Source organism: Pedobacter gandavensis (assembly GCF_032678745.1).
In the GTDB taxonomy this organism is placed as follows: Bacteria; Bacteroidota; Bacteroidia; order Sphingobacteriales; family Sphingobacteriaceae; genus Pedobacter; species Pedobacter gandavensis_C.
The window spans coordinates 323207-346030 of sequence record NZ_JAVTST010000003.1 but is presented as its reverse complement, the minus strand read 5'-3'; the positions used below and the strand labels follow the sequence as shown (position 1 = coordinate 346030).

19 protein-coding genes and 2 tRNA genes are annotated in these 22824 nt (G+C 40.7%); 14 read left to right on the top strand and 7 right to left on the bottom strand.

What is annotated here, in order from left to right; translation table 11 throughout:
- Window positions 1–340: 340 nt before the first annotated feature.
- Window positions 341–814: an Lrp/AsnC ligand binding domain-containing protein gene (locus R2S10_RS12870; protein WP_182959096.1), complete on the bottom strand. Its 474-nt coding sequence runs from the start codon at window positions 812–814 to the stop codon at window positions 341–343.
- A gap of 156 nt (window positions 815–970) precedes the next feature.
- Between R2S10_RS12870 and R2S10_RS12865 the strand changes: the two genes are divergently transcribed.
- Window positions 971–1081, top strand: a tRNA-Asp gene (locus R2S10_RS12865).
- Window positions 1082–1179: 98 nt separating this feature from the next.
- Window positions 1180–1323: transfer RNA gene (locus R2S10_RS12860), tRNA-Asp, on the top strand.
- Between the two features lie 538 nt (window positions 1324–1861).
- Here R2S10_RS12860 and R2S10_RS12855 read toward each other — a convergent pair.
- Both R2S10_RS12855 and R2S10_RS12850 read right to left on the bottom strand, forming a co-directional pair.
- Window positions 1862–3175 carry an amidohydrolase family protein gene (locus tag R2S10_RS12855; protein ID WP_316840836.1) on the bottom strand — a complete coding sequence of 438 codons (1314 nt, stop codon included), beginning with the start codon at window positions 3173–3175 and terminating at the stop codon, window positions 1862–1864.
- The gene (locus R2S10_RS12850; RefSeq protein ID WP_316840835.1) at window positions 3168–5894 is read right to left on the bottom strand and encodes an amidohydrolase family protein; all 2727 of its coding nucleotides are present in this window, start codon (window positions 5892–5894) and stop codon (window positions 3168–3170) included. Before R2S10_RS12850 ends, R2S10_RS12855 begins: the two co-directional genes overlap by 8 nt.
- Window positions 5895–6137: 243 nt before the next feature.
- Here R2S10_RS12850 and R2S10_RS12845 point away from each other — a divergent pair, with 243 nt between their 5' ends.
- The 8 genes from R2S10_RS12845 to R2S10_RS12810 all read left to right on the top strand — a co-directional run bounded on the left by R2S10_RS12845 (window position 6138) and on the right by R2S10_RS12810 (window position 12647).
- Entirely contained in the window at window positions 6138–6590 is a 453-nt protein-coding gene (locus tag R2S10_RS12845; protein ID WP_316840834.1) for a cytochrome B, read from the top strand.
- Window positions 6591–6846: 256 nt separating this feature from the next.
- The gene (locus R2S10_RS12840; RefSeq protein WP_316840833.1) at window positions 6847–8250 is read left to right on the top strand and encodes an anthranilate synthase component I family protein; all 1404 of its coding nucleotides are present in this window, start codon (window positions 6847–6849) and stop codon (window positions 8248–8250) included.
- Between the two features lie 19 nt (window positions 8251–8269).
- Window positions 8270–8842 (top strand): aminodeoxychorismate/anthranilate synthase component II, encoded by a 573-nt coding sequence (locus R2S10_RS12835; protein WP_316841100.1) that lies wholly within the window; start codon window positions 8270–8272, stop codon window positions 8840–8842.
- 3 nt (window positions 8843–8845) lie between these two features.
- Complete coding sequence (trpC, locus tag R2S10_RS12830; protein ID WP_316840832.1) at window positions 8846–9637, top strand: indole-3-glycerol phosphate synthase TrpC; 792 nt, start codon at window positions 8846–8848, stop codon at window positions 9635–9637.
- A gap of 22 nt (window positions 9638–9659) precedes the next feature.
- On the top strand, window positions 9660–10850 hold the full coding sequence (gene hflX, locus R2S10_RS12825) for a GTPase HflX (RefSeq protein ID WP_316840831.1): 1191 nt from the start codon (window positions 9660–9662) through the stop codon (window positions 10848–10850).
- A 19-nt stretch (window positions 10851–10869) separates the two neighbouring features.
- Window positions 10870–11253 (top strand): 30S ribosome-binding factor RbfA, encoded by a 384-nt coding sequence (gene rbfA / locus R2S10_RS12820; protein WP_316840830.1) that lies wholly within the window; start codon window positions 10870–10872, stop codon window positions 11251–11253.
- Window positions 11254–11271: 18 nt separating this feature from the next.
- Window positions 11272–11979 carry a peptidoglycan DD-metalloendopeptidase family protein gene (locus R2S10_RS12815; RefSeq protein WP_316840829.1) on the top strand — a complete coding sequence of 236 codons (708 nt, stop codon included), beginning with the start codon at window positions 11272–11274 and terminating at the stop codon, window positions 11977–11979.
- A gap of 17 nt (window positions 11980–11996) precedes the next feature.
- Complete coding sequence (locus tag R2S10_RS12810) at window positions 11997–12647, top strand: energy transducer TonB (RefSeq protein ID WP_316840828.1); 651 nt, start codon at window positions 11997–11999, stop codon at window positions 12645–12647.
- Window positions 12648–12682: 35 nt separating this feature from the next.
- Here the strand turns inward: R2S10_RS12810 and R2S10_RS12805 are convergent, their stop codons facing one another.
- Window positions 12683–13564, bottom strand: a complete 882-nt coding sequence (locus R2S10_RS12805; protein ID WP_316840827.1) for a diacylglycerol/lipid kinase family protein — start codon at window positions 13562–13564, stop codon at window positions 12683–12685.
- Between the two features lie 53 nt (window positions 13565–13617).
- Between R2S10_RS12805 and R2S10_RS12800 the strand changes: the two genes are divergently transcribed.
- Complete coding sequence (locus tag R2S10_RS12800; RefSeq protein WP_316840826.1) at window positions 13618–14598, top strand: App1 family protein; 981 nt, start codon at window positions 13618–13620, stop codon at window positions 14596–14598.
- 35 nt (window positions 14599–14633) lie between these two features.
- On the opposite strand, the gene R2S10_RS12795 is transcribed toward R2S10_RS12800, so the two are convergent.
- Window positions 14634–15002 (bottom strand): YccF domain-containing protein, encoded by a 369-nt coding sequence (locus R2S10_RS12795; protein WP_316840825.1) that lies wholly within the window; start codon window positions 15000–15002, stop codon window positions 14634–14636.
- Window positions 15003–15073: 71 nt separating this feature from the next.
- On the opposite strand from R2S10_RS12795, the gene aat reads away from it, so the two are divergent.
- Window positions 15074–15706, top strand: a complete 633-nt coding sequence (gene aat / locus R2S10_RS12790) for a leucyl/phenylalanyl-tRNA--protein transferase (RefSeq protein ID WP_316840824.1) — start codon at window positions 15074–15076, stop codon at window positions 15704–15706.
- 7 nt (window positions 15707–15713) lie between these two features.
- On the opposite strand, the gene R2S10_RS12785 is transcribed toward aat, so the two are convergent.
- Window positions 15714–18608 carry a DEAD/DEAH box helicase gene (locus tag R2S10_RS12785; protein ID WP_316840823.1) on the bottom strand — a complete coding sequence of 965 codons (2895 nt, stop codon included), beginning with the start codon at window positions 18606–18608 and terminating at the stop codon, window positions 15714–15716.
- Between the two features lie 245 nt (window positions 18609–18853).
- Between R2S10_RS12785 and R2S10_RS12780 the strand changes: the two genes are divergently transcribed.
- A complete protein-coding gene (locus R2S10_RS12780; protein ID WP_316840822.1) occupies window positions 18854–19459 on the top strand; it encodes a GIN domain-containing protein in 606 nt (201 codons plus the stop codon).
- Between the two features lie 67 nt (window positions 19460–19526).
- On the opposite strand, the gene R2S10_RS12775 is transcribed toward R2S10_RS12780, so the two are convergent.
- Window positions 19527–21065, bottom strand: coding sequence for an aldehyde dehydrogenase family protein (locus tag R2S10_RS12775; protein ID WP_316840821.1), 1539 nt, complete (start codon window positions 21063–21065; stop codon window positions 19527–19529).
- A 332-nt stretch (window positions 21066–21397) separates the two neighbouring features.
- Between R2S10_RS12775 and R2S10_RS12770 the strand changes: the two genes are divergently transcribed.
- On the top strand, window positions 21398–22801 hold the full coding sequence (locus R2S10_RS12770) for a tetratricopeptide repeat protein (protein ID WP_316840820.1): 1404 nt from the start codon (window positions 21398–21400) through the stop codon (window positions 22799–22801).
- The last annotated feature ends 23 nt before the right edge of the window (window positions 22802–22824 follow it).

The window sequence follows — 22824 nt, the reverse complement described above, 5'->3', positions numbered from 1 at the left end:
GGACGGGTAAAAAAAATGGGAAATGTGGTTGAATAAAATTCATTCGTCCTCAGATAGAGGATATACCCTTATGTTTTCGCAGCCGAATGGGATTATCGGGCAGACACAAAAATGCCTATGCCATTTTGAAATCAATCAAAAGCAATAAAGCAGAAATACCAGTAAAATGATTAATGGATTTGCGTCCGCCAGAATCAGGCAGCTTGCGAAAGGGGCGATATGTTGAAATGTTCAGTCATGATTCCTTGGTTTTAAAACTGTGAATGATAAGGAATTATAACAAAGGTATTGTTCCTGTTTCAGAAAAGAAACATTTTTTTTAAAATAAAGACAGATTGAATTATAATTCAATCTGTCTTCTGATGCTTTCTTCCAATGAAATCAGTGTTTCTGTACGTTGAATCCCTTCTACGGCCTGTATTTCCTCGTTCAATACATGTCTCAAATGATTGGTGTCTCTACAGATGATTTTAGCGAACATACTATAAGCACCTGTTGTATAATGTAATTCTACCACTTCTTTGATTTTACTCAGCTGCGCAACCGCATCTTTGTACTGTATCCCTTTTTCAAGGTAGATGCCAAGGAAGGCACAGATATCATAACCTGCCTTTTGCGGATCAATCATCAAATGAGAACCTTTTATAATCCCCATTTCCTGTAGTTTTTTCATCCTTACATGGATGGTTCCCCCAGAAACGATCAGATCTTTAGCGATTTCCGTATATGGTTTCGTCGCATCCTGCATTAACTGTTTTAAAATGTCAATATCCAGGTTATCAATTTCTAAATTTTGGCTTTCTTTTTTAAGCATGATTTTGATATTTGTTAACGATATTCAAATATAATTATTAATATGGTAATAATAAAATAAAATGATTAAAATATTTGCAACATATTAGGGTTGTTGTTACATTTGTATCAAGCAAGTAACAAAAAATAATCGTTCTTTTAACATTTGCTTATACTCTGTAGGGTGGTGAAACTGGCAGACGCACCTCCTTGTCTCGGTGGTGGAGAATATGGAAAACCCGTAAGGGCTAACTACTCCTTGAAGGTTCGACTCCTTCCCCTACAGCCATGAGTTTTTGAGTGGTAAGTTTTTCAGTTCTAATATAAGGTGCATTTGGAAATTTACGACTTAACGCTTAAAACTCAGAAGTTTGTACATTAAAATAATGTTGGGTGGTGAAATTGGCAGACACGCCTCCTTGTCTCGGTGGTGGGGAATAATGGGATAAACGTAGTTTATGGGTTGACCACAATTGATTTTGAACTATAGCTAACTACCCCTTGAAGGTTCGACTCCTTCCCCAACAGCCAGTTTTTTTATGAATAATAAGTTAGTTAAAAAAAAGTGACCTTGGATGAGGTCACTTTCTTTTTAACGTCCTTTCATGGAAAAAATATTCCCAGGTATTGCCCTCAATTTCTTTCTCTTATTGTGACCGCTATTGCGATCCTAAAAAACTCATTCTTCCTGTTTTTGCCCGATTAATGGGAATAGTTTGCCCTGTTTTTATGATTTCAATGCATCAATTACTGTGCTAGTCCAAGTTGGAGCAGCAGGAGGGAGCCTCTTGTAAAAAAAAATGCTGAATGGAGCTTGGTCGTGTTCGGGAACTGTGGCAGGTTCGGTTAGGGTTCGGAAAGGCTTGGCTTAGGGTTCGGTTAGGGTTGGTATAGGGTTTAGGTAACTGAACCCCTTCTGAACCCTAAGCCAAGCCTAACCGAAACCAGATGTCTTTTCGAACAGCGACCTGCTTTTTCCTGTTTTTCATTCCTGGCAATCCTCGTTTTCTGAACAAAAAAAAACGGCTGTTTCTTACAAAACAGCCGTCCAATAAAAAAAATAAAAATATTAAGGTTTTGCCTGATACTTCGCACTGAATTTTTTGTCCAGTTGCTTGTGCAGGTTATCCAGATTGATGTCTCTTCCCTGAATAAAAGCCTGTTCCACATGATTACTCTTCATGTCTAATGCATCTCCGGAGGAGATAAAAAACGTAGCGTCTTTGCCCATTTCTAAACTTCCGGTAGTTTTGTCGATACCCAGAACTTTTGCTGTATTTAAAGTAATCGTTTGAAGCGCTTTTTCAGGGTCTAATCCCCATGCTGCAACGGTCCCAGCCATAAAAGGTAGGTTGCGTTGTTGCCAGTAGCCATCGATACTTACCACCACATTTACACCTGCATTAGCCAATGCAGCGGCATTTTTATAGGGCATATTCACATCGTCGTCTACAGAATTTGGTAATGCATGAGGTTGTTTTACCACCACCGAAATATTGTTTTGTTTTAAGAAGTCCGTGATTAAGTAAGCTTCATCAGCACCAACAATAACTGGTGTAATCTGATATTTCTTCGCAAAATTTACTGCTGCAATGATGTCTTTCTCCTGATCTACATTGATAAATAATCGCTGACTCCCATTAAATAGATTTTTCATAGCTGCTAAACGTGCATTGCTTACTGCAGGTTTTGTGCCTTCAGCATAAGCTTTAGACTCTGCAAAAAGCTGATCCAGCTCATTGATTGAATTCTGTGCGCGTTCTTTTAACACGTCCTGTGTAGTCACCGGGCCACGGAAGCCAAAGCCGCCTCTGCCTTTAGGAACTACCGGCCAGTTGATGTGCATGGCATCATCCGTTTTAATTGCTGCATCTTCCCAATTCCATGCATCTAACTGCACTACAGAAGAACTTCCGGACACTGTTCCGCCTTGTGGCGTAACCTGTGCCATTAAAACACCATTGCTTCTTAGTGTTGCAGGAACCTTAGAATCAGTGTTGTAAGCAATGATAGAGCGGATATGTGGGTTGATGTTACCAAGCTCTGCAAAATCCAGTGAGGCCTTTACCGATTCAAATTCTGCCAGACCCAGATTGGTAACCGGCGCTATAAATCCAGGATATACATGTTTGCCATTTGCCTGAATCAGGTTTCCCTTGCTCATATCCAGGCGTACTACCGTTGCATCTCCAATACCGGTGATCTTTCCTTTATCAAAAATCAGGTATCCATTTTCAATCACCTGGCCATTGCCAAGGTGTAATTTGGCGCCTAACACATAAGTAAGCTTGCTTTGTGCCGGTGCCGGGGAAATATTCGCCTGTGCGAAAGCGGAAACCGTTGCCGCTGCGGTAAGGAATACGGTTAAGATATATTTATTCATGAGCATGTGTCCTTTCTGATTCATTTATTTCCATAGCATAGTCTTCTACGGTTTCGCAATGGTACATACGTGGGCTTTCAGCCGTTGGACGCTGTGTTTTTCCACCTTTCCCTTTACTCTCCTGCATTTTTTTTATGATTCTTGCGCGTTCAGTCTGTTGATCTTTTCTCAGTTGTTCATCACGCTCAATGTCCCAATAAGAGACACCATCCACAAAAGTTTTTTCCGCTTTTGCATAAATTGAGAGTGGGTTTGCCGACCAGATCACCACATCTGCATCTTTACCTGCTTTGAGACTGCCCACTTTATTGTCGATGTGGAGCATTTTTGCAGGATTTAAAGTCACAAATTTCAAGGCATCTTCTTCGGATACACCACCGTACAATACCGCTTTACCAGCCTCCTGGTTTAATCTGCGCGCCATTTCAGCGTCATCAGAATTGAAAGCTGTAGTAATGCCTACATTGTGCATGATTTTTCCATTATAAGGAATGGCTTCTGCAACCTCCATTTTATAGGCCCACCAATCTGAGAAAGTAGAGGCACTAATGCCACGCGCTTTCATCTTATCAGCTACTTTATAACCTTCGAGAATATGGGTAAAGGTGTTGATTTTAAAGCCAAGGCTATCGGCAACATTCATCAGCATATTGATCTCAGATTGTACATAAGAGTGACAAGTAATGAACCGTTTATTGTCCAGAATTTCTACAATGGCATCCAGTTCTAAATCTTTACGTACGTTGTTTCCTTTTATGGCCAATGCAGTTTTATACTCTTTTGCACGGGTAAACTGATCCACAAAAGATTGCTCTACACCCATCCTTGTTACCGGGAAACGGGCACCAGTACCAAAATTACTTTGCTTCACATTTTCACCAAGAGCAAATTTGATAAAGCCATCAGCACCTGCAAATTTCAATTCCTCAGGAAGCTTTCCCCAACGAAGTTTAATCAATTGCGCTTGTCCGCCTACCGGGTTTGCAGAACCATGAAGGATGTGCGAGGTGGTTACACCACCTGCCAGCTGACGGTAAATATTGACATCTTCAGAATTGATGATGTCTGCAATACGCACTTCAGCAGAGGAAGCCTGCGCACCTTCATTGATCCCACCAGTACCAGCGATATGAGAATGTTCATCGATCATTCCCGGAGTGATGTGTTTTCCGGTCGCATCAATTACTTTCGCATTGCCTGCGCTCAGGTTTTTTCCTACAGCCTTAATCTTGCCGTTTTCCAACAGTACGTCCGCATTTTGAAGGATTCCCTCTTTTTCATTCGTCCATACCGTTGCATTTTTCAACAATACACTTTCTTGTTTTAATGGATTTGTAGCACCAAAAGCAGTGAATGGATAGATCAGTGTACCTGCATTTAAAACCGGTTTCTCCAGATCTCTTTTAACCGGAGTTTTCGCTACCGTATCTTTATCATCTTTTTTATTGGTGATAAATCTTTTTCCTTGTACCCAGTTTTCCAATACAATATTGCTCTTTTTAAAGAGACTATCGGAAGTGATAATGAAATTGGCCAGTTTACCTTTTTCCAGGCTACCCACTTTGTCGGAAACACCAATCATGGCTGCAGGAATCTCTGTAATCGATAAAAGAGCTTGTTTTTGGGTTAGGCCATTGTCTATCGCTGTGCGGATATTGGTCCAGAAATCGCCTGCTTTATCCAGTCCATAGGCTGTTAAAGAGAATCTGATCCCCGCTTTCTCCAGAATTCCCGGATTTGAAGGCGCCATTTCCCAGCCTTTCATCTGAGCCAGGGTTACGTTTCTTGCGTCTGCAGGGTCTTCCACATCGTATGCTTTTACAAAGTTGATAGGAATAATCAAGCTGGCGCCCGTTGCTTTAACCGCTTCAACGCGTTGATATTCATCGCCGTTCGACTTCATGATGTACTGCTTGCCGAACTCTTTTCCGATTTTATCAGCGCGCAAAATGTTTTGCCAGCCATCAGCTTCAAAAATTTGCGGGATTTGCTGTTGCTTATTAAAGGCTTCCAAAGAAATATTGTATTCTTCTTTTTGTTTGCCATACCAGTTTGCGTCGTAATAGGTTTGGCGCAAAAGGGCAATAGCACCCATTAATGAGGTTGGGTAATCATTTTGTGAAGTTCCTTTGTTGAAAGAGTAGTTTGCGGAAGCTTCCGGTTTCAGCATAGTACTATTCTCTCTTTCGTCGCTTAAAGTGACTACAGATGAGGTTCCGCGTGAAATACCGTCTCTGTTGATCACGTTCACGCTACCGAATCCTGCTTTACGCAATTCGTCAGCTTTTTTAGTGTCAATTGCGAAAATACCATTCACTTGTGTTTCCGGGCGGATGGCTTCATTCCAGCCGTACGCGCCTTTTTTAGTAGAGGTAAAAATGGATTGGCGGGTACCTCCTGCAGTGGTTCTGCCAGATTCTGCAATGCCATAAGCAGAGAATGCATCCACCAAAGAAGGGTAAATGAATTTTCCTTTCAGGTCAATCACCACATAGCCTTTCGGTACTGCAGTGCCAGTACCCACCGATTGGATGGTTTGGCCTTTAATCAATAGGGTTCCGTTGGGAATGGTCTGGTTGGCATTTACCACGATATTTGCATTGGTAAATGCGTAATTCCCCGGTCTGATGTCGTAAGACCCGTTTACTGGGTAGGTCTGCTGCGCAAATACCAGGGTACCAGAAAATACCAACGCAAGCGAGAGTACAATTTTCTTCATAAAAAATTTAGTTTTAGTAGCTAAATCTAACCTAAATAAACGGGCGACTTAGTTTATAACTTATTTTTTACCAAGTGCTAAACACGGGGATTGTCAACAATTGTGTACAGATCGAACATAAATGTGAATAGTACTCGAATTTGCAAGGTGGCATGGGCTGTCCGATTGTTATTTAATTTATAATGATTTTAAATAAGGATTACTAATTTTCCTTTTTTTTAAACTGTTTTTTATTAACTAAGTTTGAAAGAAAAACACGATATGAATATCTATCCGATTTTGAGAAGCGCACATTCAGGATGGCGTTACCTGGTTTTAATTTTATTGGTATTGGCAGTCATTCAGGCATTGGCCGGATGGTTAGGAAAAAAACCATATACCGAAGGAAATAGAAAGTTAAATGTTTTCACATTGATCTTTGTACATGTCCAAATTTTATTTGGATTGATCCTATATTTCATCAGTCCACTGGTAGAAGCAGGGATTAGATATTGGAAAATGGAACACATCGGAATGATGATTTTAGCGGCCATTTTAGTGACTGTTGGTAATGCCAGATCGAAACGTATCGAGGATGGAACGGCCAAACACCGCACTATTGCCCTTTATTTCGGCCTTGCCTTAATTGTTATTGTTGCTGCGATCATCGCAATGGTGAAAGCTGACCCTGCAAGAACATTCTGGGGAGTGTCATAAAATTTCACAATTTAATTTGGTGTTGTAAGATTTATTTATATTTTTGTTGCACATGATTAACAATATACATACTTGGCAATGGCGCAGTAATTCTGAAAAGAGTTTCGTCGTAGCTTCGTGTACATTATAGTTTATCAACCTAAACCAAACCACACTTATAAACCCGACGTAACCACACGTCGGGTTTTTTGTTATAAAATTTTTTTTACGACGAGGATGAAATACAATTGCATACTGAAGAAAACTAAGATTTAAGATGAAGAATTATATCATTAACACCACTTACAAGAAGCGTCTTGCGGATACCACTACTCCGGTAAGTATTTACCTGAGGTTGAGGGATGTATTTCCGAATACCATTTTGTTGGAAAGTTCCGATTACCACAGTCGCGAGAACTCTGTGAGTTACGTGTGTGCCCAGCCTGTGGCAGGGATCGTATTGAAAAACGGCATCTTATCTACCTACTTTCCTGATGGGAAAAAAGTAGAAAAAGAGAACTTTGTACTCACCGAAGAAATTGATGCTTTTAAGCAGCAATTCGAGCCAGGTGTAGTCAGAGATAGCCGCTATATCTCTAATGGTTTATTCGGTTATTTCACCTGGAATGCTATTCAGCATTTTGAAGACATCTCTTTTCAGGCGACTTCCCCTGAAGGAGAGGAAATCCCATTGATGCAATATCATATCTACCGGTATATCATTGCCATCGATCACTTTAAGAATGAAGTGACCCTGTTTAAAAATACTTTTAACGGGGATGAAGACGATGATCTGGAGAAAATGGAGTACCTGGTGCAGAATAAAAACTTCCCGGAATATAGTTTCAAAACGATTGGTGATGAAAGTTCAAATCTGACCGATCAGGGCTTTATGGATATTGTCGACAAAATGAAGAAACACATTTTAAGGGGTGATGTTTTTCAAATTGTACCTTCAAGAGCATTTAAACAAGGATTTTTGGGTGATGAGTTTAACGTATACCGTTGCTTGCGCTCGATCAACCCTTCTCCATATCTTTTCTATTTCGATTACGGTAATTTCAAATTATTTGGTTCTTCGCCAGAAGCGCAAATTACCATTAAAGACAATGTAGCCAATATCTTCCCAATTGCAGGTACCTTTAAGCGCACCGGAAATGATGAAGAAGATGCAGAACTGGCCAGGAAATTAGAGCAGGATCCAAAAGAAAGTGCAGAACACGTGATGCTAGTGGATCTGGCTAGAAATGACCTGAGCAGACATTGCAGTGGGGTAGAGGTGAAGTCTTTCAAAGAAGTACAATATTATTCTCATTTGATCCACCTGGTATCGAAAGTAAGCGGCAACCTTCAAAAAGATGTTTCTTCTTTTAAAGTTGTGGCGGATACTTACCCTGCAGGAACATTGAGCGGTGCCCCAAAATACCGCGCAATGCAACTGATTGATGAGTATGAAGGCTTAGGACGTAACTTTTATGCAGGTGCAATTGGTTATATGGGCTTTAACGATACGTTTAATCATGCCATTATGATCCGTACTTTTATGAGTAAAAACAATGAATTGCATTATAGGGCAGGAGCGGGTATTGTGGCCGATTCTATTCCGGAAAATGAAATGCAGGAAGTAAATAATAAAATTGCAGCACTCCGCAGGGCTGTAGAAATGGCCACAGGTATATAACATGACAAACGATAAAGAGATGCAAAAGAAAGTATTGGTAATTGACAATTACGATTCCTTCACCTATAATTTAGTCCACCTGGTTAATGAGTTAGGTAGAGAAGTGGAAGTTTGGAGGAATGATAAGTTCGAATTGTCTGCGGTAGCACAATATGATAAAATTATCCTTTCGCCAGGCCCTGGAATTCCAGAAGAAGCCGGTTTGTTATTGGACGTAATTAAAGAATATGCAGCCACGAAGAGTATATTTGGGGTGTGTTTAGGGCAACAAGCTATTGCGCAGGCATTTGGTGGTACTTTATTGAATCTAGGCCGACCAATGCATGGCATTGCCACGCCAATACAGGTGCTGGACAAAGAAGAAGTGCTTTTCAAAAATTGTCCGGAAGTTATCAATGTGGGTCGTTACCACTCCTGGGTGGTCAACAATGAAGGTTTGCCTGACTGCTTAACCATCACTGCCACAGATAAAGACCAGGAAATTATGGCCTTAAGACATAAAGAATACGATGTGAGAGGTGTTCAGTTTCACCCGGAAAGTGTGCTGACAGATTACGGTAAGGAAATGATGAAAAATTGGTTAGAAGCTTAAAAGATGAATATTTTAGATAAAATTGTACTTCGCAAGCGCGAAGAAGTGGCGCTGGCCAAAGAATTGGTTTCTGTAAAAATGTTGGAATCGGCAATACACTTTAACCGTAAACCGTATTCATTTGAAGAGTTTCTGCTGGATGAAAAACGCTCGGGTATTATTGCGGAATTTAAACGCCGCTCTCCTTCAAAAGGCATCATTAATGACAAAGTGACTGTAGAAGAGGTGACTACTGCCTATGCTGCAGCAGGTGCTTCCGCACTTTCTGTGTTAACGGATGTAGATTTCTTTGGCGGACATACCAACGATTTATTGGCTGCAAGAGCAGCGAATAATATCCCTATCCTGAGAAAAGATTTCATGATCGATGAGTATCAGATCCTGGAAGCTAAAGCTTTGGGCGCAGATATTATTTTGCTGATTGCCGCAATTTTAACGCCTGATGAGATCGAAGATATGGCCGTATTCGCTAAAAGCCTTGGATTGAATGTGTTATTGGAAGTTCATAATCTGGATGAGTTGCAAAGAAGCGTGATTCCTGAACTGGATGCCATCGGCGTAAACAACCGTAACCTTGCTGATTTCTCTGTAAATATCCAGACTTCTTTTGAGCTGGTAGATGAGATTCCTGATGACTTTTTGAAAATCTCTGAAAGTGCCATCTCTGATCCGATTACGATCAATGAATTGAGAGCGGCAGGATTTGATGGTTTTCTGATTGGAGAAAACTTTATGAAAACTCAAAATCCAGGAGCTTCAATGGCCGACTTTGTCAGTCAGCTGATCTCGGTATAACTTTTGTATCTTTGTACTTTACATGGGAAAGCAAAAATATTTTGATACCGCGCTTAAACCAGAACGTGCTGTTCTTGTTGGCGTAATAAGACAAGGTGAAAAACCGGAAGAAACCAAAGAGTATTTGGACGAGCTGGCATTTCTGGTAGATACTGCCGGAGGTGTGGTGGCACACATTTTTACTCAGAAAATGGAGAAACCGGATCGTAGCACTTTTGTAGGTACAGGGAAATTAGAAGAAATACAGGCTTATGTGAAGTCTGAAGAAATAGATTTAGTAGTGTTTGATGATGAATTGTCACCTTCACAACTGAGAAATATTGAGCGTGAACTGCAGGTAAAAGTGCTGGATAGGAGTAACCTGATCCTGGATATTTTTGCAGGTAGGGCACAAACTGCACAGGCGAAAACGCAGGTGGAGCTGGCTCAGCTGCAATACTTATTGCCACGATTAACCCGTTTATGGACCCACTTGGAGCGCCAAAAAGGGGGTATCGGGATGAGAGGTCCTGGTGAGACTCAGATTGAAAGTGATAGAAGGATGATTCTGGAGAAGATTTCTCTTTTGAAAGAACGCCTGAAACTCATTGACAAACAAAATGAGACACAAAGAAAAAACCGTACAGAACTGATTCGTGTGGCTTTGGTGGGTTATACCAACGTTGGTAAATCAACCATCATGAACATGCTGTCGAAATCGGAAGTGTTCGCGGAAAATAAATTGTTCGCCACCTTAGATACCACCGTGCGTAAAGTGGTGATCGAAAACGTCCCTTTCCTTTTATCGGATACAGTAGGATTTATCCGTAAACTGCCTCACCATTTGATCGAATGTTTCAAATCAACATTAGATGAAGTGCGCGAAGCAAACGTTTTGATCCATGTGGTAGATATTTCTCACCCTAATTTTGAAGATCAGATCAATGTGGTCAATGAAACTTTAAAAGACCTGGGCGCAAGAGACAAGCCGACAATCGTACTATTCAATAAAATTGATGCCTATGTGAGTCCGGAAGTAGATTTGGAAAATGGAGAGAAATCAACATTGACAATTGAAGACTTTGAGCGCAGTTGGATGGCCACTAATAATGCCCCTGCGATGTTTATCTCGGCCTTGCACAAAGAGAATTTAGAAGAATTTAAGCAACTATTGTACGATAAAGTGAAGGCTTTACATACAGAGCGATATCCTTACGATAAGCTGTTATATTAATATTAAGATTGGAATAATTATGGAAAGTAAACGTCAGCAGAAATTTGCCGGAGTCCTGCAAGAGGAATTAGCTAGTATATTTCAACGTGAAGGAGCAGCATATTTACCAAATACCCTGGTTACCATTACAAAAGTCCGCGTTTCTCCGGATTTAGCGGTAGCAAAGGTTTATTTAAGCTTTTTAAATACCAACAATACCACTTTATCAGTGGCAGAAGTGAACTCTCATTCTAGCGAGATCAGGTATAAATTGGGTGCAAGGATTCGCCACCAGGCAAGAGTTGTGCCTACCTTAACCTTCTTCTTGGACGATACCAATGAGTACGTACAGCATATGGATAAGATCTTTGATAAGATTGCAAAAGAGCCTAGACAAGCAGATACAGAAGAATCAGCGGATTAATTTCGCTAAAAATAAGCTATGGAGGAAACAGCAACCGTAAAGCATCCGTTAAATCTGGAAGGGGTAGAAATTGGGAAAGTGGTAGACTTTGATCCGGCTACGGATCAATTGTATCCTTTTAATTTAACCGCAAGCAATACGGAGCTGAGTCCGGAAGTATTGGCCGATACGGCTGTTTTTAGCGACTGGATTAGCGGCCATCTGGCCAAAGCCAATGCCCGTTACGGGATTGGTGGATATGATGAACACCGGACAATCTATGCCCGGAGTCATCATTTTGATAGCGGAGAAGAGCCTCGCAGGTTACACCTGGGGGTAGATATCTGGGGTCCAGCAGGCACAGTAGTTTATAACTTTTACGATGCGATAGTCCACAGTTTTAAATTTAATGATCATTATGGGGATTATGGGGCAACTATTATCCTTAAATATGAAATCAATGGTCAGGTATTTCATGCCTTATATGGACACCTGAGCCTAAATTCTCTAGCCGGTTTAAAGCAAGGCCAAAAGATTCCTAAAGGCAGTGCCTTCGCTACTTTTGGCATCCCTGAAGAGAATGGCCACTGGCCAGCACACCTTCATTTTCAATTGATATTTAACTTGTACACCGCCAAAGGAGATTATCCCGGCGTTTGTCAGTTTTCTAAAAAAGCAGGATTTCTCCTGAATTCTCCTGATCCTTCCGCAATTTTAAAACACACATTTAAAGCCGCATTGATTTAAAATTCGTAAATTAGGATATGCGTAGGTTTCTTCTTTTATGCCTGGTATTGATGGGATTTTCTGTACAGTCGCAACCTAGATTAAAAGGTGGCCTGGAAAGTTTTGTCCTGGAAAATAAGGTGTATCCACCTTATTCCCTACAAAATTGTATTCAAGGACTGGTCAATATTGAGTTCAAACTGAATGATAAAGGAGAGGTTTTCTATTCCGCAATTCGTTCGGGTGTAGGCACTGATTTAGACCAGGAGGCATTAAGGTTGATCCGCCTGAGCAGTGGAAAATGGGAAGTTCCAAAAACACATGATACCTCAGTGGTCATTATCGCACCAATGGTTTTTGAGCTGAATGGCTATGGTTGCGAAAGGAAAAGTAAATTAGAAATCGATCAGGCAATCGCCAATTATAAATCCAATGAAGGACTTACTGCAGTGATCCTTAATTTCTATAAAAATAAAGACAAAATGCCTTTTACCCCTGATGATGAAGCCAGGTTCTCGAGACTAAAAGAAGAATTGGGCTATAATGAAAGGTATTTCCAGGAGAGAGTCGATGATGGGAAACGCAAGCTGAAACAGAAGGATCTTCAAGGAGCCTGTGAAGACTTTCTATTTGTTAAAAATATGGGTTCCAACCTGGCCAATGCACTCATCAGTCAATATTGCCACTAACAGATCTGCCCTTAAGGGGGGAATATTCCCGGTTTTTATTCGGGTATGATAATGGTAATGGCCGCTGGAAGAATTTTCGCTTCTACCAGATTTACTTTCCCCTGATACTCTCCATCTACCTGAAAATGGACTTTATGCCTCGTTTTTATCCTCAGGTCTTTTGTATGGAAAAGTTCGATCTTTTCTGGATTAAAAGGTAGCTCTGTAAACTTCACTTTCAATATTTCTAACACGGTATATTTCTTAACCAGGATCACCTCAAAAAGATCATCACTGAGGTCGCCTTTCGGGTTTATTTTTACGCCTGTGCCATAACTGGTGGCATTTGCAATGACTACCATCGCTGCCTCAGTGCAGATCTGCTGACCTTTAATTTCTATTTCTACCTCCATTTTATGGTGGCTCCAAAGCGCTTGCCAGGCCGCTTTTGCATAACCCAACATCCCGCGCTGCGGCAAATGGTCAAAACGTTTGATGATATAAGCGTTAAATCCGATATCGGCAAGGTGGATACAGAGTTCTCCATTTACTTTTATGGCATGGATTTTCCTGGGTTTTCCCTTTGATGCTACTTCCAGTGCAGCTTCCAGTTCTAATGGAATCCCGAGCTCTTTGGCCATTCCATTGGCAGAGCCGGCAGGAATCATTCCAATAGGGATATCCTGTCCTTGCAAGCATTCGGCAACGAGCTTTAAGGTGCCATCACCACCTACGGCAATTACACGATCAGCTTTCGATTGCAAGATGACATCCTTTATTTTTTCTAAACTACAGTTTTTAGGGAGTTCAAAAATCTCAATTTTCTGGCTTGCTGTTTTAAAATGGAGGCCAATGGCCTCTGAATAGTTAATTTCCTGATTTCCGGAACCGGGGTTAACGATAAAAAGTAATTTTGCGCTCGAATTGCCTGCTCCCATTGATATTGTTTAATACCACAAACAACTTCTGGCTAACTCTGTTTTAATTAACAATGAATAAATCCTGCAATGTAAAAGTATATCATGGCTATGGACATACACACGACCTGGTGATTTATGGTCATGTATTCCGTTTTAAAGCAAAAACAAAACAAATTTACAGCAATAATTTCTTTGTAAATATTGCCCATCTTTTGAAGCTTTTTATTGTGAAACCAGCTCCTTTTACCCGGGTACAGCTTAATTTTAATGGGCAGCTAGTAGAGCAAAAGACAGCTTATGATGGGTTTTTTAAGTTCGAATGGGAGGCTTTGGAAAATGTAGCTGCAGGTTGGCATGGCGTAAAAGTAAAAGCCATTGCCAAAGATGGAACTACACTAGGGGAGTCCTTAGGTAAGGTTTATGTGCCGCACATCACGCAATATGCGATCATCTCTGATGTGGATGATACCGTGATGGTTTCTCATTCAGCCACAATCGGCCGTAGGCTAAGGGAGTTGTTCATTAAAAATCCAAGAACGCGAAAAACCTTTCCTGGTATCGCTGAGTTTTACAGACAACTTGCTTTATCGCATACTACCGCCGATCAACCCAACCCGTTTTTCTATGTGTCCAGTACGGAATGGAACCTTTATGATTATCTGGTGGAAACTTTCCGGTTTAACAGATTACCGGAAGGTGCTTTTTTGCTGAATCAATTGAAACGCTGGACCAGCTTAATAAAAACCGGTAAAACAGGACATGAAGGGAAATTGATTCGTTTGAGGAGGATAATGTCGGTTTTTCCCAATCAGAAGTTTGTCTTTTTTGGGGACAATTCCCAGAAAGACCCGAGTATTTATGCAACAATAGCTGAGAAATTCCCACAAAATGTGGCCGCGGTATACATTAGGAATGTCCGTAGGGAAAAAGAAGTAGAAACGGGGCGGTTCTTGAGCAAAATGGAAGCAAAAGGGATCAGTACCTGCTTGTTTAAAGATAGTCAGGAGGCTTTTATACATGCACAGAAAATTGGTTTGATCGAAATCAACTAAGGCTCAGGGATAGGTCCAGGGCTTTTACCTCAATTTTAGCTGATGGATTTTCCGAAAGGCGTAAAGGCCAGGTTCATTAATTTGAAATGTTGTCTGCCGAAAGGAATTCCTACTATCGTAATGCAGAAGAGCAGTCCGAAAATCAGGTGCGTTAAGGCGATCCAGAAACCACCACAGCATAACCAGATGATGTTCATGATGGTAGATAAACAACCGGTATTGGAGGAGGTATCTGTGATTTTTACCCCAAATGGCGCCAATCCTACGAATGCACATTTGAAACACTGCAAGCCAAATGGAATACCTATAATGGTTAGACATAAGATTAGCCCTCCGATGATGTACTCGATAAAGATAAAAATCCCTCCAAAAATGATCCAGATGATATTGCCTAATAAATTCATGCTTTGTTTTTCATTTAAGATACGATAAGGATGGGTTCGTTACATTAAATTATTGTTTTTATTATTGTAACATGGTTTTTAGACTCGATGAAAAGGAGATTAGCTTTCCAGACCCGGCATTGGCCGATCCGGATGGATTATTAGCAGTAGGAGGAGATTTAAGTGTCAACAGACTGCTTTTAGCCTATCATCACGGGATTTTCCCATGGTTTAGTGAAGATGACCCCATTTGTTGGTATTCGCCTCATGAGCGTTGCGTAATTTACCCGGATCAGGTAAAGATTAGCAAAAGCATGGCAAAAATTTTAAAAGACGGGGTTTTCAAAATCACCTATAATGAAGCTTTCCCTGAAGTGATCCGCAATTGTGCAAAAGTTGGCCGAAAAGACCAGCCGGGAACCTGGATTACAGAAGAAATGCAGGAAGCGTATATTGCCTTAAACCATCACGAATTTGCAAAAAGTGTAGAGGTCTGGAAGGATGGGGAATTGTGTGGGGGATTATACGGACTCGAAATCGGCAATGTATTTTGCGGAGAAAGTATGTTTAGCCTGGTCAGTAATGCTTCCAAAGCTGCTTTGATCTGGTTATGCCAGACCAAAGGCTTCGAATTGATAGATTGTCAACTCCCAAATGATCATTTGATGAGCCTTGGCGCTGTCATGATCAGTCGGGAGGAATATTATAATTTGCTACAAGGATAGCTACGAACTAGTTCAGGATTTCCGCAATGTCTTCCTTGCTCAGTGATTTGAAGAAACTCTCCTCAGTAGTAATCAATGAACTTGCCAATCGCTTTTTGCGGTTTTGTAAGGCAAGGATTTTCTCCTCTACAGTATCTTTTGCGATAAACTTATAAATGAAGACCTTCTTTTCCTGTCCGATTCGGTGGGTACGGTCAATCGCCTGTTGCTCTACAGCTGGATTCCACCATGGGTCAAGGATAAACACATAATCTGCCTGGGTAAGGTTTAAACCTACACCACCAGCTTTTATGGAGATCAGGAATACTTTTAATTCTGTGTTTTCCTGAAACTCTGCCACGATTTCTCCCCTGTTTTTTGTTGCCCCATCCAGATAAGAGAAGGAGATCTCTTCTTTCTCAAAATACTGTTTGAAAATGTTCAGGTGCTTCACAAATTGAGAGAAAATCAAGACTTTATGACCGCCTTTTAATACATTATCCAGGGTATGGATTACGTTCTCAAACTTCCCGGAATCGGAGGCATAAGTGTCATCAATCATAACTGGGTGATTTGCCAGCTGCCTCAATGCAGTCAACCCTTGTAATAACTGTACTTGTTTTTTTGCATAAGTACCATCGTCCATGCTGCTCAACAGGTCGTTCCTATAAGCCGATTTTGTTTTCTCATAATAGGCGGCCTGATCCTCAGACATGTCACAATAGATAACTTGTTCTGTTTTTGCAGGAAGTTCTGAAGCCACCTGTTCTTTGGTTCTTCGAAGCACAAATGGCTTGATGATGGCCTGTAATTTTCTGGCCTTTTCTTCATCTTTACGCTTCTCAATTGCCTGTACATATTCTTCATTGAAGAAGGACTGAGTGCCTAATAAACCGGGATTTAAAAAAGTTAGTTGCGTCCATAGGTCACTCACCGAATTTTCTACAGGCGTGCCGCTCAGGATCAATTTATGTCTGGACTTAAGGGCTTTTACTGCTTTAAAGGATTTAGAAGAAGGGTTTTTAATGTTCTGACTCTCATCCAGAATGATGTAGTTGAAATAATAATCCTTCAGTAAATCGATGTCTACGCGGGTAATTCCGTAGGTGGTAATGATAATGTCGTACTTCGCAAACTGACTGATGTCTTTGTTTCTGGAGCTACCGGTATGTGCATGGATCTTTAATTTAGGGGTGAATTTCTTCGCCTCATTCAACCAGTTATAGATAAGAGAGGTTGGCATAATGATCAACGACGTGCTTTTTGTTTGTTGCTCTTCATCTTCTTCTTTGATCTTTTGCAACATTGCTAGCGTCTGAATGGTTTTACCCAAACCCATGTCATCCGCCAGGCAGCCACCAAAATTATACTCTCTTAAAAAGCTGAACCAGTTATAACCTGCTTTCTGATAGCTGCGGAGGTCCCCCTTAAAATGCACAGGCATTTTAGTATCTGCAATGTTTTCAAAATCGTTCAATCTCTGCAGCTTACGACTCAGCGTTACATTGGCAATGCCATCTTCTGCCAGCTCATTGATCAGCCCGATGTGGTGTTTCTTGAGTTTCAACTCCTTTCCACCGTCGGAAAGGCTAAACAGACTTCCATATTGACTGAACCATTTTTCAGGAATAATCGCAATAGAGCCATCTGGCAGGGTAAATTCCCTCTTTTTATGAAGGATATGTTGTTTTAACGCGATAAATGGAATGGGATGCGAGCCGAAATAAACGATCGCATTGATGTCAAACCAGTCGTTGTCTTCTTTGATTTCAAAATCAATCTTATTACTGGCGAACTGGAACTTTTTAGCGCCCTGATCTTGTTCAATCTCAAAGCCTTCGGCCTTCAATTGTTCAATATGTTCATTTACCCAATTCAATACTGCATAGCTCTGGTCTTCATCGCGTTCTGCAGGTAATTCCAGGTTATGGTGTAAAGGACTTACTTTTTTAAGTCCGAGGGCAGTTAGAAAATTGAATTTCTGCTTCTCCCATGTCGCATCTCTTTTGATGCGGGTGAAAATATAATTGTCCTCTTCTTTTTCTATATGTACCGTTACTTTTTTCTCATTTCCCATAGCAAAAGCATGCGTATCGTATTTAAAGTACAATTGCAGTTGAGAAATGCCGGCATCTACATAAATGACTTTAATAACCGCTGTTGGCTCATGTTTTTCCGTTTTGATGTCAAATCCTTCTGCATAAACATGGTATTTCTCAATTAGTGGGGCCACAAACTTTTCAAAGTATGCACCTTCTGTAGATTTGGGTATGGTGATGTAACGTTTGTTTAAAAATGGCAATAGTTTTTTCCCTTCAATGTCCTGCTCAAAGAAGTATAAGACATCATTTAATAGGAGCCATGCCGGTTGATTGCTTACCACCTGTGCTTCTTTAAACATGAAGTCGATGCGCATTCCCTGGTATTTGATGGTTGGAAAATATCGCGTTTCCATCGCATTGCGTCTAAAATGAAACAATACGGTAGCAGGTTCGGCGGCAAGTTCAATTTTTCGCTCTGCAGGCCAGCCATCACTGTCCATCAGATATAATGCCCCATCCTTTTTGATCAGCTCTAAGGCTTCTGCCAGCTTTTTTTCAATTTTAGGACGCACACCCTCTAGAAACTTATCATTGAAAAACTTGCTGAAAAACTCTACGGGGCGAATCGGCTTCTTATGGTATTTCTTGATGATGAAATCCTGCTCGGTTTCATCCAAAATTTTAATCAGCTTGAAGTCTTTTTCCTTCAGGTGCGCAGCGAATTCGGAGGCGGTATGTGAAAATATACGCTGATAGGTCAAAGAAAAGTCTCCCTGAGGGTTCAGCTGGACAATATGAGGCTCTATCAGATAACCGAAAAACTCGTGTTTACATAAAGAATAAACAATTTTACAGGGTTTAGAACTATCTACTCGTAACATTAGCTAAAGGTTAAAACAAAGGGAGGGTAAGCATTTAAAAATCTTTAAACATACAGCAAATTGAACTTCTTTCAAATAAAATAGCGGATTTACCTATTTTTTTTCTGCCCGTTCGTCGAAAAATATAGACCATTGGTCGGTGATTCTTTCTTAATGGTCTAAAACGTGAAAAGTTGCTGAAACGTTTCTGAAATGAAGGCGTCTTATCTACAAAACCTTAAGAAATCATTTAAAATCAAAATATTATGAAAACTGCAGTAAAATCACTAATCGCCCTAACGCTAACCGCAATTGTTTTATCTACCTCTGCGTTGACCAACGCATCGATGGCAGCAACAACACCAATGTCTATCAGTCCTGAACGACCTTTCAATAAAATTGAAGTGAGTGGGAATGTGAAGCTGACGCTGGTTCAGGCAAAAAGAGAGAAAGTAGAATTAAGAAATGAACTGGAAGGAAAAGAGGTTGTTTTTCAACAGAGAGGTTATACTCTAGTAATCAACTCTACCGCAAAAGAAATGTTAGAGGTAGTGGTTTATGTGAAAGACTTGCAAAGAATTGAAGCTTCAAATGGTGCAAAAGTAAACACTGCAGGGACATTTAACCTGGATGTATTACAAGTGTACCTGAACGATGACGCTAAAGCAACATTGAAAGGAAATATCAAAAGCTTGTACACTGTAACCAATGGCAGTTCCGATTTGAAATTGCGTGGAACAGCTAACGAGCATATTCTAGTAAAAAACAAGATGTCTGTATTGAATACAACGGATTTTGCAGCCTTAAAAACAGAAAGCACTTTCCTTGAAAATGGAATTGCTGCAAGCACGAAAACGACTTTGGTGAAATAGAAAGAAAGATTTGCAGTACTATAAAAAAAGCGGCGGGAACTTCCCGTCGCTTTTTTCGTATAAGGGTTTATAAGTCGAACTTAATGCCCTGTGCCAATGGTAAATTGTTGGCGTAATTGATAGTATTCGTTTGACGACGCATATATGCTTTCCAGGCGTCAGAGCCACTTTCTCTGCCACCACCGGTTTCTTTTTCTCCACCAAAAGCACCCCCAATTTCTGCACCAGAGGTGCCAATATTTACGTTTGCAATGCCACAATCAGAGCCTGAAGCCGATAAAAACTGCTCAGCTTCTCTCAGGTTTAACGTCATGATGGCGGAAGATAGTCCCTGAGGAACTCCGTTCTGTAGGGCAATTGCCTCCTCCAATGTTTTATATTTGATCAGGTAGAGGATCGGGGCAAAAGTTTCTTCCTGCACAATTTCATAATGGTTTTCCACAGCTGCAACGCATGGTTTTACATAACAACCTGAACTATAGTTTTCGCCGGTAAGGACAGCCCCTTCAACTACAAATTGCGCGCCTTCTTTTTTCCCTTTTTCGATAGCTTCGCGGTACATATCTACTGCTGCGGTGTCAATAAGCGGACCTACGTGGTTGTGTTGGTCTAATGGATCACCAATTCTCAATTGTCCGTAAGCTTTGACCAATCTGTTTTTGAAATCTTCGTAAACGTCTTCGTGAATAATAAGCCTGCGGGTAGAAGTACAACGTTGTCCGGCAGTACCTACCGCGCCAAATACCGCTCCGATGATCGACATTTCCAGGTCCGCATCTTTGGAAATAATGATGGCATTGTTGCCGCCCAGCTCCAGAATACTTCTGCCAAATCTCCCAGCTACTGCGGTAGAAACGGTACGGCCAATGCGGGTAGATCCGGTAAAAGAAACCAATGGAATGCGCTTGTCGTTGTTGATCATATCGCCTACGGCATTGCCAATAAGTAAATTACTGATTCCTTCCGGCATGTCGTTGTCTTTCAGTACTTTTGCAATGATATGCTGACAAGCGATGGCACATAAAGGTGTTTTTGATGATGGTTTCCAGACGCAAACATTGCCACATACCCAGGCTAGTGCAGTGTTCCAACTCCATACAGCCACCGGGAAATTGAAGGCCGAAATGATACCTACGGTGCCCATCGGGTGCCATTGTTCATACATTCTATGGTTTGGCCTTTCTGAATGCATGGTTAAACCATACAGCTGACGAGAAAGTCCGACGGCAAAATCACAGATGTCAATCATTTCCTGCACCTCTCCAAAGCCTTCCTGTAAGCTTTTCCCCATTTCATACGAAACCAGAGTGCCTAAATCTTCTTTTGCCGCTCTTAAGGCATCGCCAAACTGGCGGACAATGTCGCCACGTTTTGGAGCAGGTAAGTTACGCCAGAATTGAAAAGCAGTTTCTGCGGTTTTCATGACACTTTCATAATCTTCTGCACTGGCCAGCTGGATGCTGGCAATTTTTTGGCCATCTACCGGCGAAAAGCTATCAATGGTTTTTGCATTAGCGGCTCCAGACCAGTGTTGTCCGGTGCTGTAGGCTGGGTTGACTTCCTGGATGCCCAGGTTTTTTAAAACAGTACTGATGTTTTTTTTCATTCGGCTTAGAGTTTATGAACGGTGATGCGAATCATCCTTAAAGGGATATATAGCTTTTACAACCGCTTTTTTAATATTTGGTTTCTTTTCTGACCTGAATTTTACAGGTTTTCATTTAAAGTTATGTTATTTTGTAGGATAATTCAGATCATTATCTCTATTGAAAAAGCATTCAACTCATTTCCCCCGAGGCTTTTGCTAAAAATAATACGAATAGTCTTGTAGGTTTCGGGTGTGTGGATGTTGAAAATTAATTAGTTTATGCAAATATTTAATTTGTAAACTTATATTGTGTTTTAAAAAATTGGTTCTGTTCTTTAATTATTAGCGACATGGAAGAGGAGTTTTTATTTGAGTTTAGTGATGATGCGCAACGTTCCGTAGAACGTTATGAGGAGATGATACGTAATGAGGATCAGTACTTTTTTGATGCGCATGCCTTTGAAAATATTATTGATTATTACATAGAGAAAAGTGACCCTGTTAAGGCACTTCAAGTAACCGATTATGCGGTAAATCAACACCCATATGCTGCCGTTTTTCTAGTGAAACAAGCACAGTTGTTTTTTGTAACAGACCAGATCGAAAGGGCTTTTCTTGCGCTGCAAAAAGCAGAAATGCTGGAAGCTTCGGAAGCAGAAATCTATATTTTAAGAGGGAATATTTACAATAGTCTGGAACGTTATCCTGAAGCTTTGGATAATTTTCAGATTGCTTTGGCTTTTGCCGAAACTACGGATGAGATCCTATTGCAAATTGCCTATGTATACCAGAATATGTTGGATTATGAACAAGCAATTGTTTACATCAAACGTAGCCTGGAACAGGATATGGAAAACAAGGACGGTTTATATGAATTGGCATTTTGTTACGATATTCTGGATAAACAGGAAGAAAGCATTAAGTTTTATCAGGAATATATTGATAATGATCCCTATTCTTATGCGGCATGGTATAACCTCGCCAATTCCTACCATAAATTAGACCTTTTTGAAAAGGCCATAGATGCCTATGATTATGCCATTTTAATTAAGGATAATTTTGCTTCTGCCTATTATAACAAAGGAAATGCACTGGTTCAATTAGACCGTTTTGCGGAAGCTATTGAAGTGTACAAACATACTTTTGAATACGAACCGCCTAATGCAGACACGTATTGCGCCATTGGGGAATGCTATGAAAAGCTGGATTTGATGGATGAAGCCCGCTCTTATTATAAGAAATCAGTGAAAATGGACGCCAAAATGGCCGATGCCTGGTTCGGAATCGGGGTAACCCTCAATTTCGAGGAACGCTATTTTGAATCGCTTCACTTTTACCGTAAAGCCTTAGAATTGGATGGCGAAAACCCAGACTTCTGGTTCGCTATGGCGGATGCTTTTTATAAACTCGGTCAAATCGAAGAATCCATCGAAGCTTACTATAAGGTATTAGAATTTAATCCGGTGGATATTGAAGCCTGGTTGGACTTCTCTACCGTGCTTTATGAGCAGGGAAGGCTGTTGGAAGCTGCAGAAACCATTTTAGACGGGATTAAGAATAATCCCGATGCAGCAGAGTTGTACTATAGAATGGTCGCCTATCTGTTCGCCCTTGGAGAGAAAAATGAAGCCCTTGCTTATTTGGAAACTGCATTGGTAACCGACCCGGATAAACATTATATTTTGTTCGAATATTTGCCGCAATTGCAAGATAATGGCTCAATAATCGAAGTCATTAACCGTTATGTTAAATAATGTTACCGTTTTTTATTAGATAT

Bases quoted from the DNA above. Each gene is read 5' to 3' on its own strand.
- R2S10_RS12870 (WP_182959096.1), bottom strand. From the start codon at position 814: ATGCTTAAAAAAGAAAGCCAAAATTTAGAAATTGATAACCTGGATATT.
- R2S10_RS12855 (WP_316840836.1), bottom strand. From the start codon at position 3,175: ATGAATAAATATATCTTAACCGTATTCCTTACCGCAGCGGCAACGGTT.
- R2S10_RS12850 (WP_316840835.1), bottom strand. From the start codon at position 5,894: ATGAAGAAAATTGTACTCTCGCTTGCGTTGGTATTTTCTGGTACCCTG.
- R2S10_RS12840 (WP_316840833.1), top strand. From the start codon at position 6,847: ATGAAGAATTATATCATTAACACCACTTACAAGAAGCGTCTTGCGGAT.
- R2S10_RS12835 (WP_316841100.1), top strand. From the start codon at position 8,270: ATGCAAAAGAAAGTATTGGTAATTGACAATTACGATTCCTTCACCTAT.
- trpC (WP_316840832.1), top strand. From the start codon at position 8,846: ATGAATATTTTAGATAAAATTGTACTTCGCAAGCGCGAAGAAGTGGCG.
- hflX (WP_316840831.1), top strand. From the start codon at position 9,660: ATGGGAAAGCAAAAATATTTTGATACCGCGCTTAAACCAGAACGTGCT.
- rbfA (WP_316840830.1), top strand. From the start codon at position 10,870: ATGGAAAGTAAACGTCAGCAGAAATTTGCCGGAGTCCTGCAAGAGGAA.
- R2S10_RS12815 (WP_316840829.1), top strand. From the start codon at position 11,272: ATGGAGGAAACAGCAACCGTAAAGCATCCGTTAAATCTGGAAGGGGTA.
- R2S10_RS12810 (WP_316840828.1), top strand. From the start codon at position 11,997: ATGCGTAGGTTTCTTCTTTTATGCCTGGTATTGATGGGATTTTCTGTA.
- R2S10_RS12805 (WP_316840827.1), bottom strand. From the start codon at position 13,564: ATGGGAGCAGGCAATTCGAGCGCAAAATTACTTTTTATCGTTAACCCC.
- R2S10_RS12800 (WP_316840826.1), top strand. From the start codon at position 13,618: ATGAATAAATCCTGCAATGTAAAAGTATATCATGGCTATGGACATACA.
- R2S10_RS12795 (WP_316840825.1), bottom strand. From the start codon at position 15,002: ATGAATTTATTAGGCAATATCATCTGGATCATTTTTGGAGGGATTTTT.
- aat (WP_316840824.1), top strand. From the start codon at position 15,074: ATGGTTTTTAGACTCGATGAAAAGGAGATTAGCTTTCCAGACCCGGCA.
- R2S10_RS12785 (WP_316840823.1), bottom strand. From the start codon at position 18,608: ATGTTACGAGTAGATAGTTCTAAACCCTGTAAAATTGTTTATTCTTTA.
- R2S10_RS12780 (WP_316840822.1), top strand. From the start codon at position 18,854: ATGAAAACTGCAGTAAAATCACTAATCGCCCTAACGCTAACCGCAATT.
- R2S10_RS12775 (WP_316840821.1), bottom strand. From the start codon at position 21,065: ATGAAAAAAAACATCAGTACTGTTTTAAAAAACCTGGGCATCCAGGAA.
- R2S10_RS12770 (WP_316840820.1), top strand. From the start codon at position 21,398: ATGGAAGAGGAGTTTTTATTTGAGTTTAGTGATGATGCGCAACGTTCC.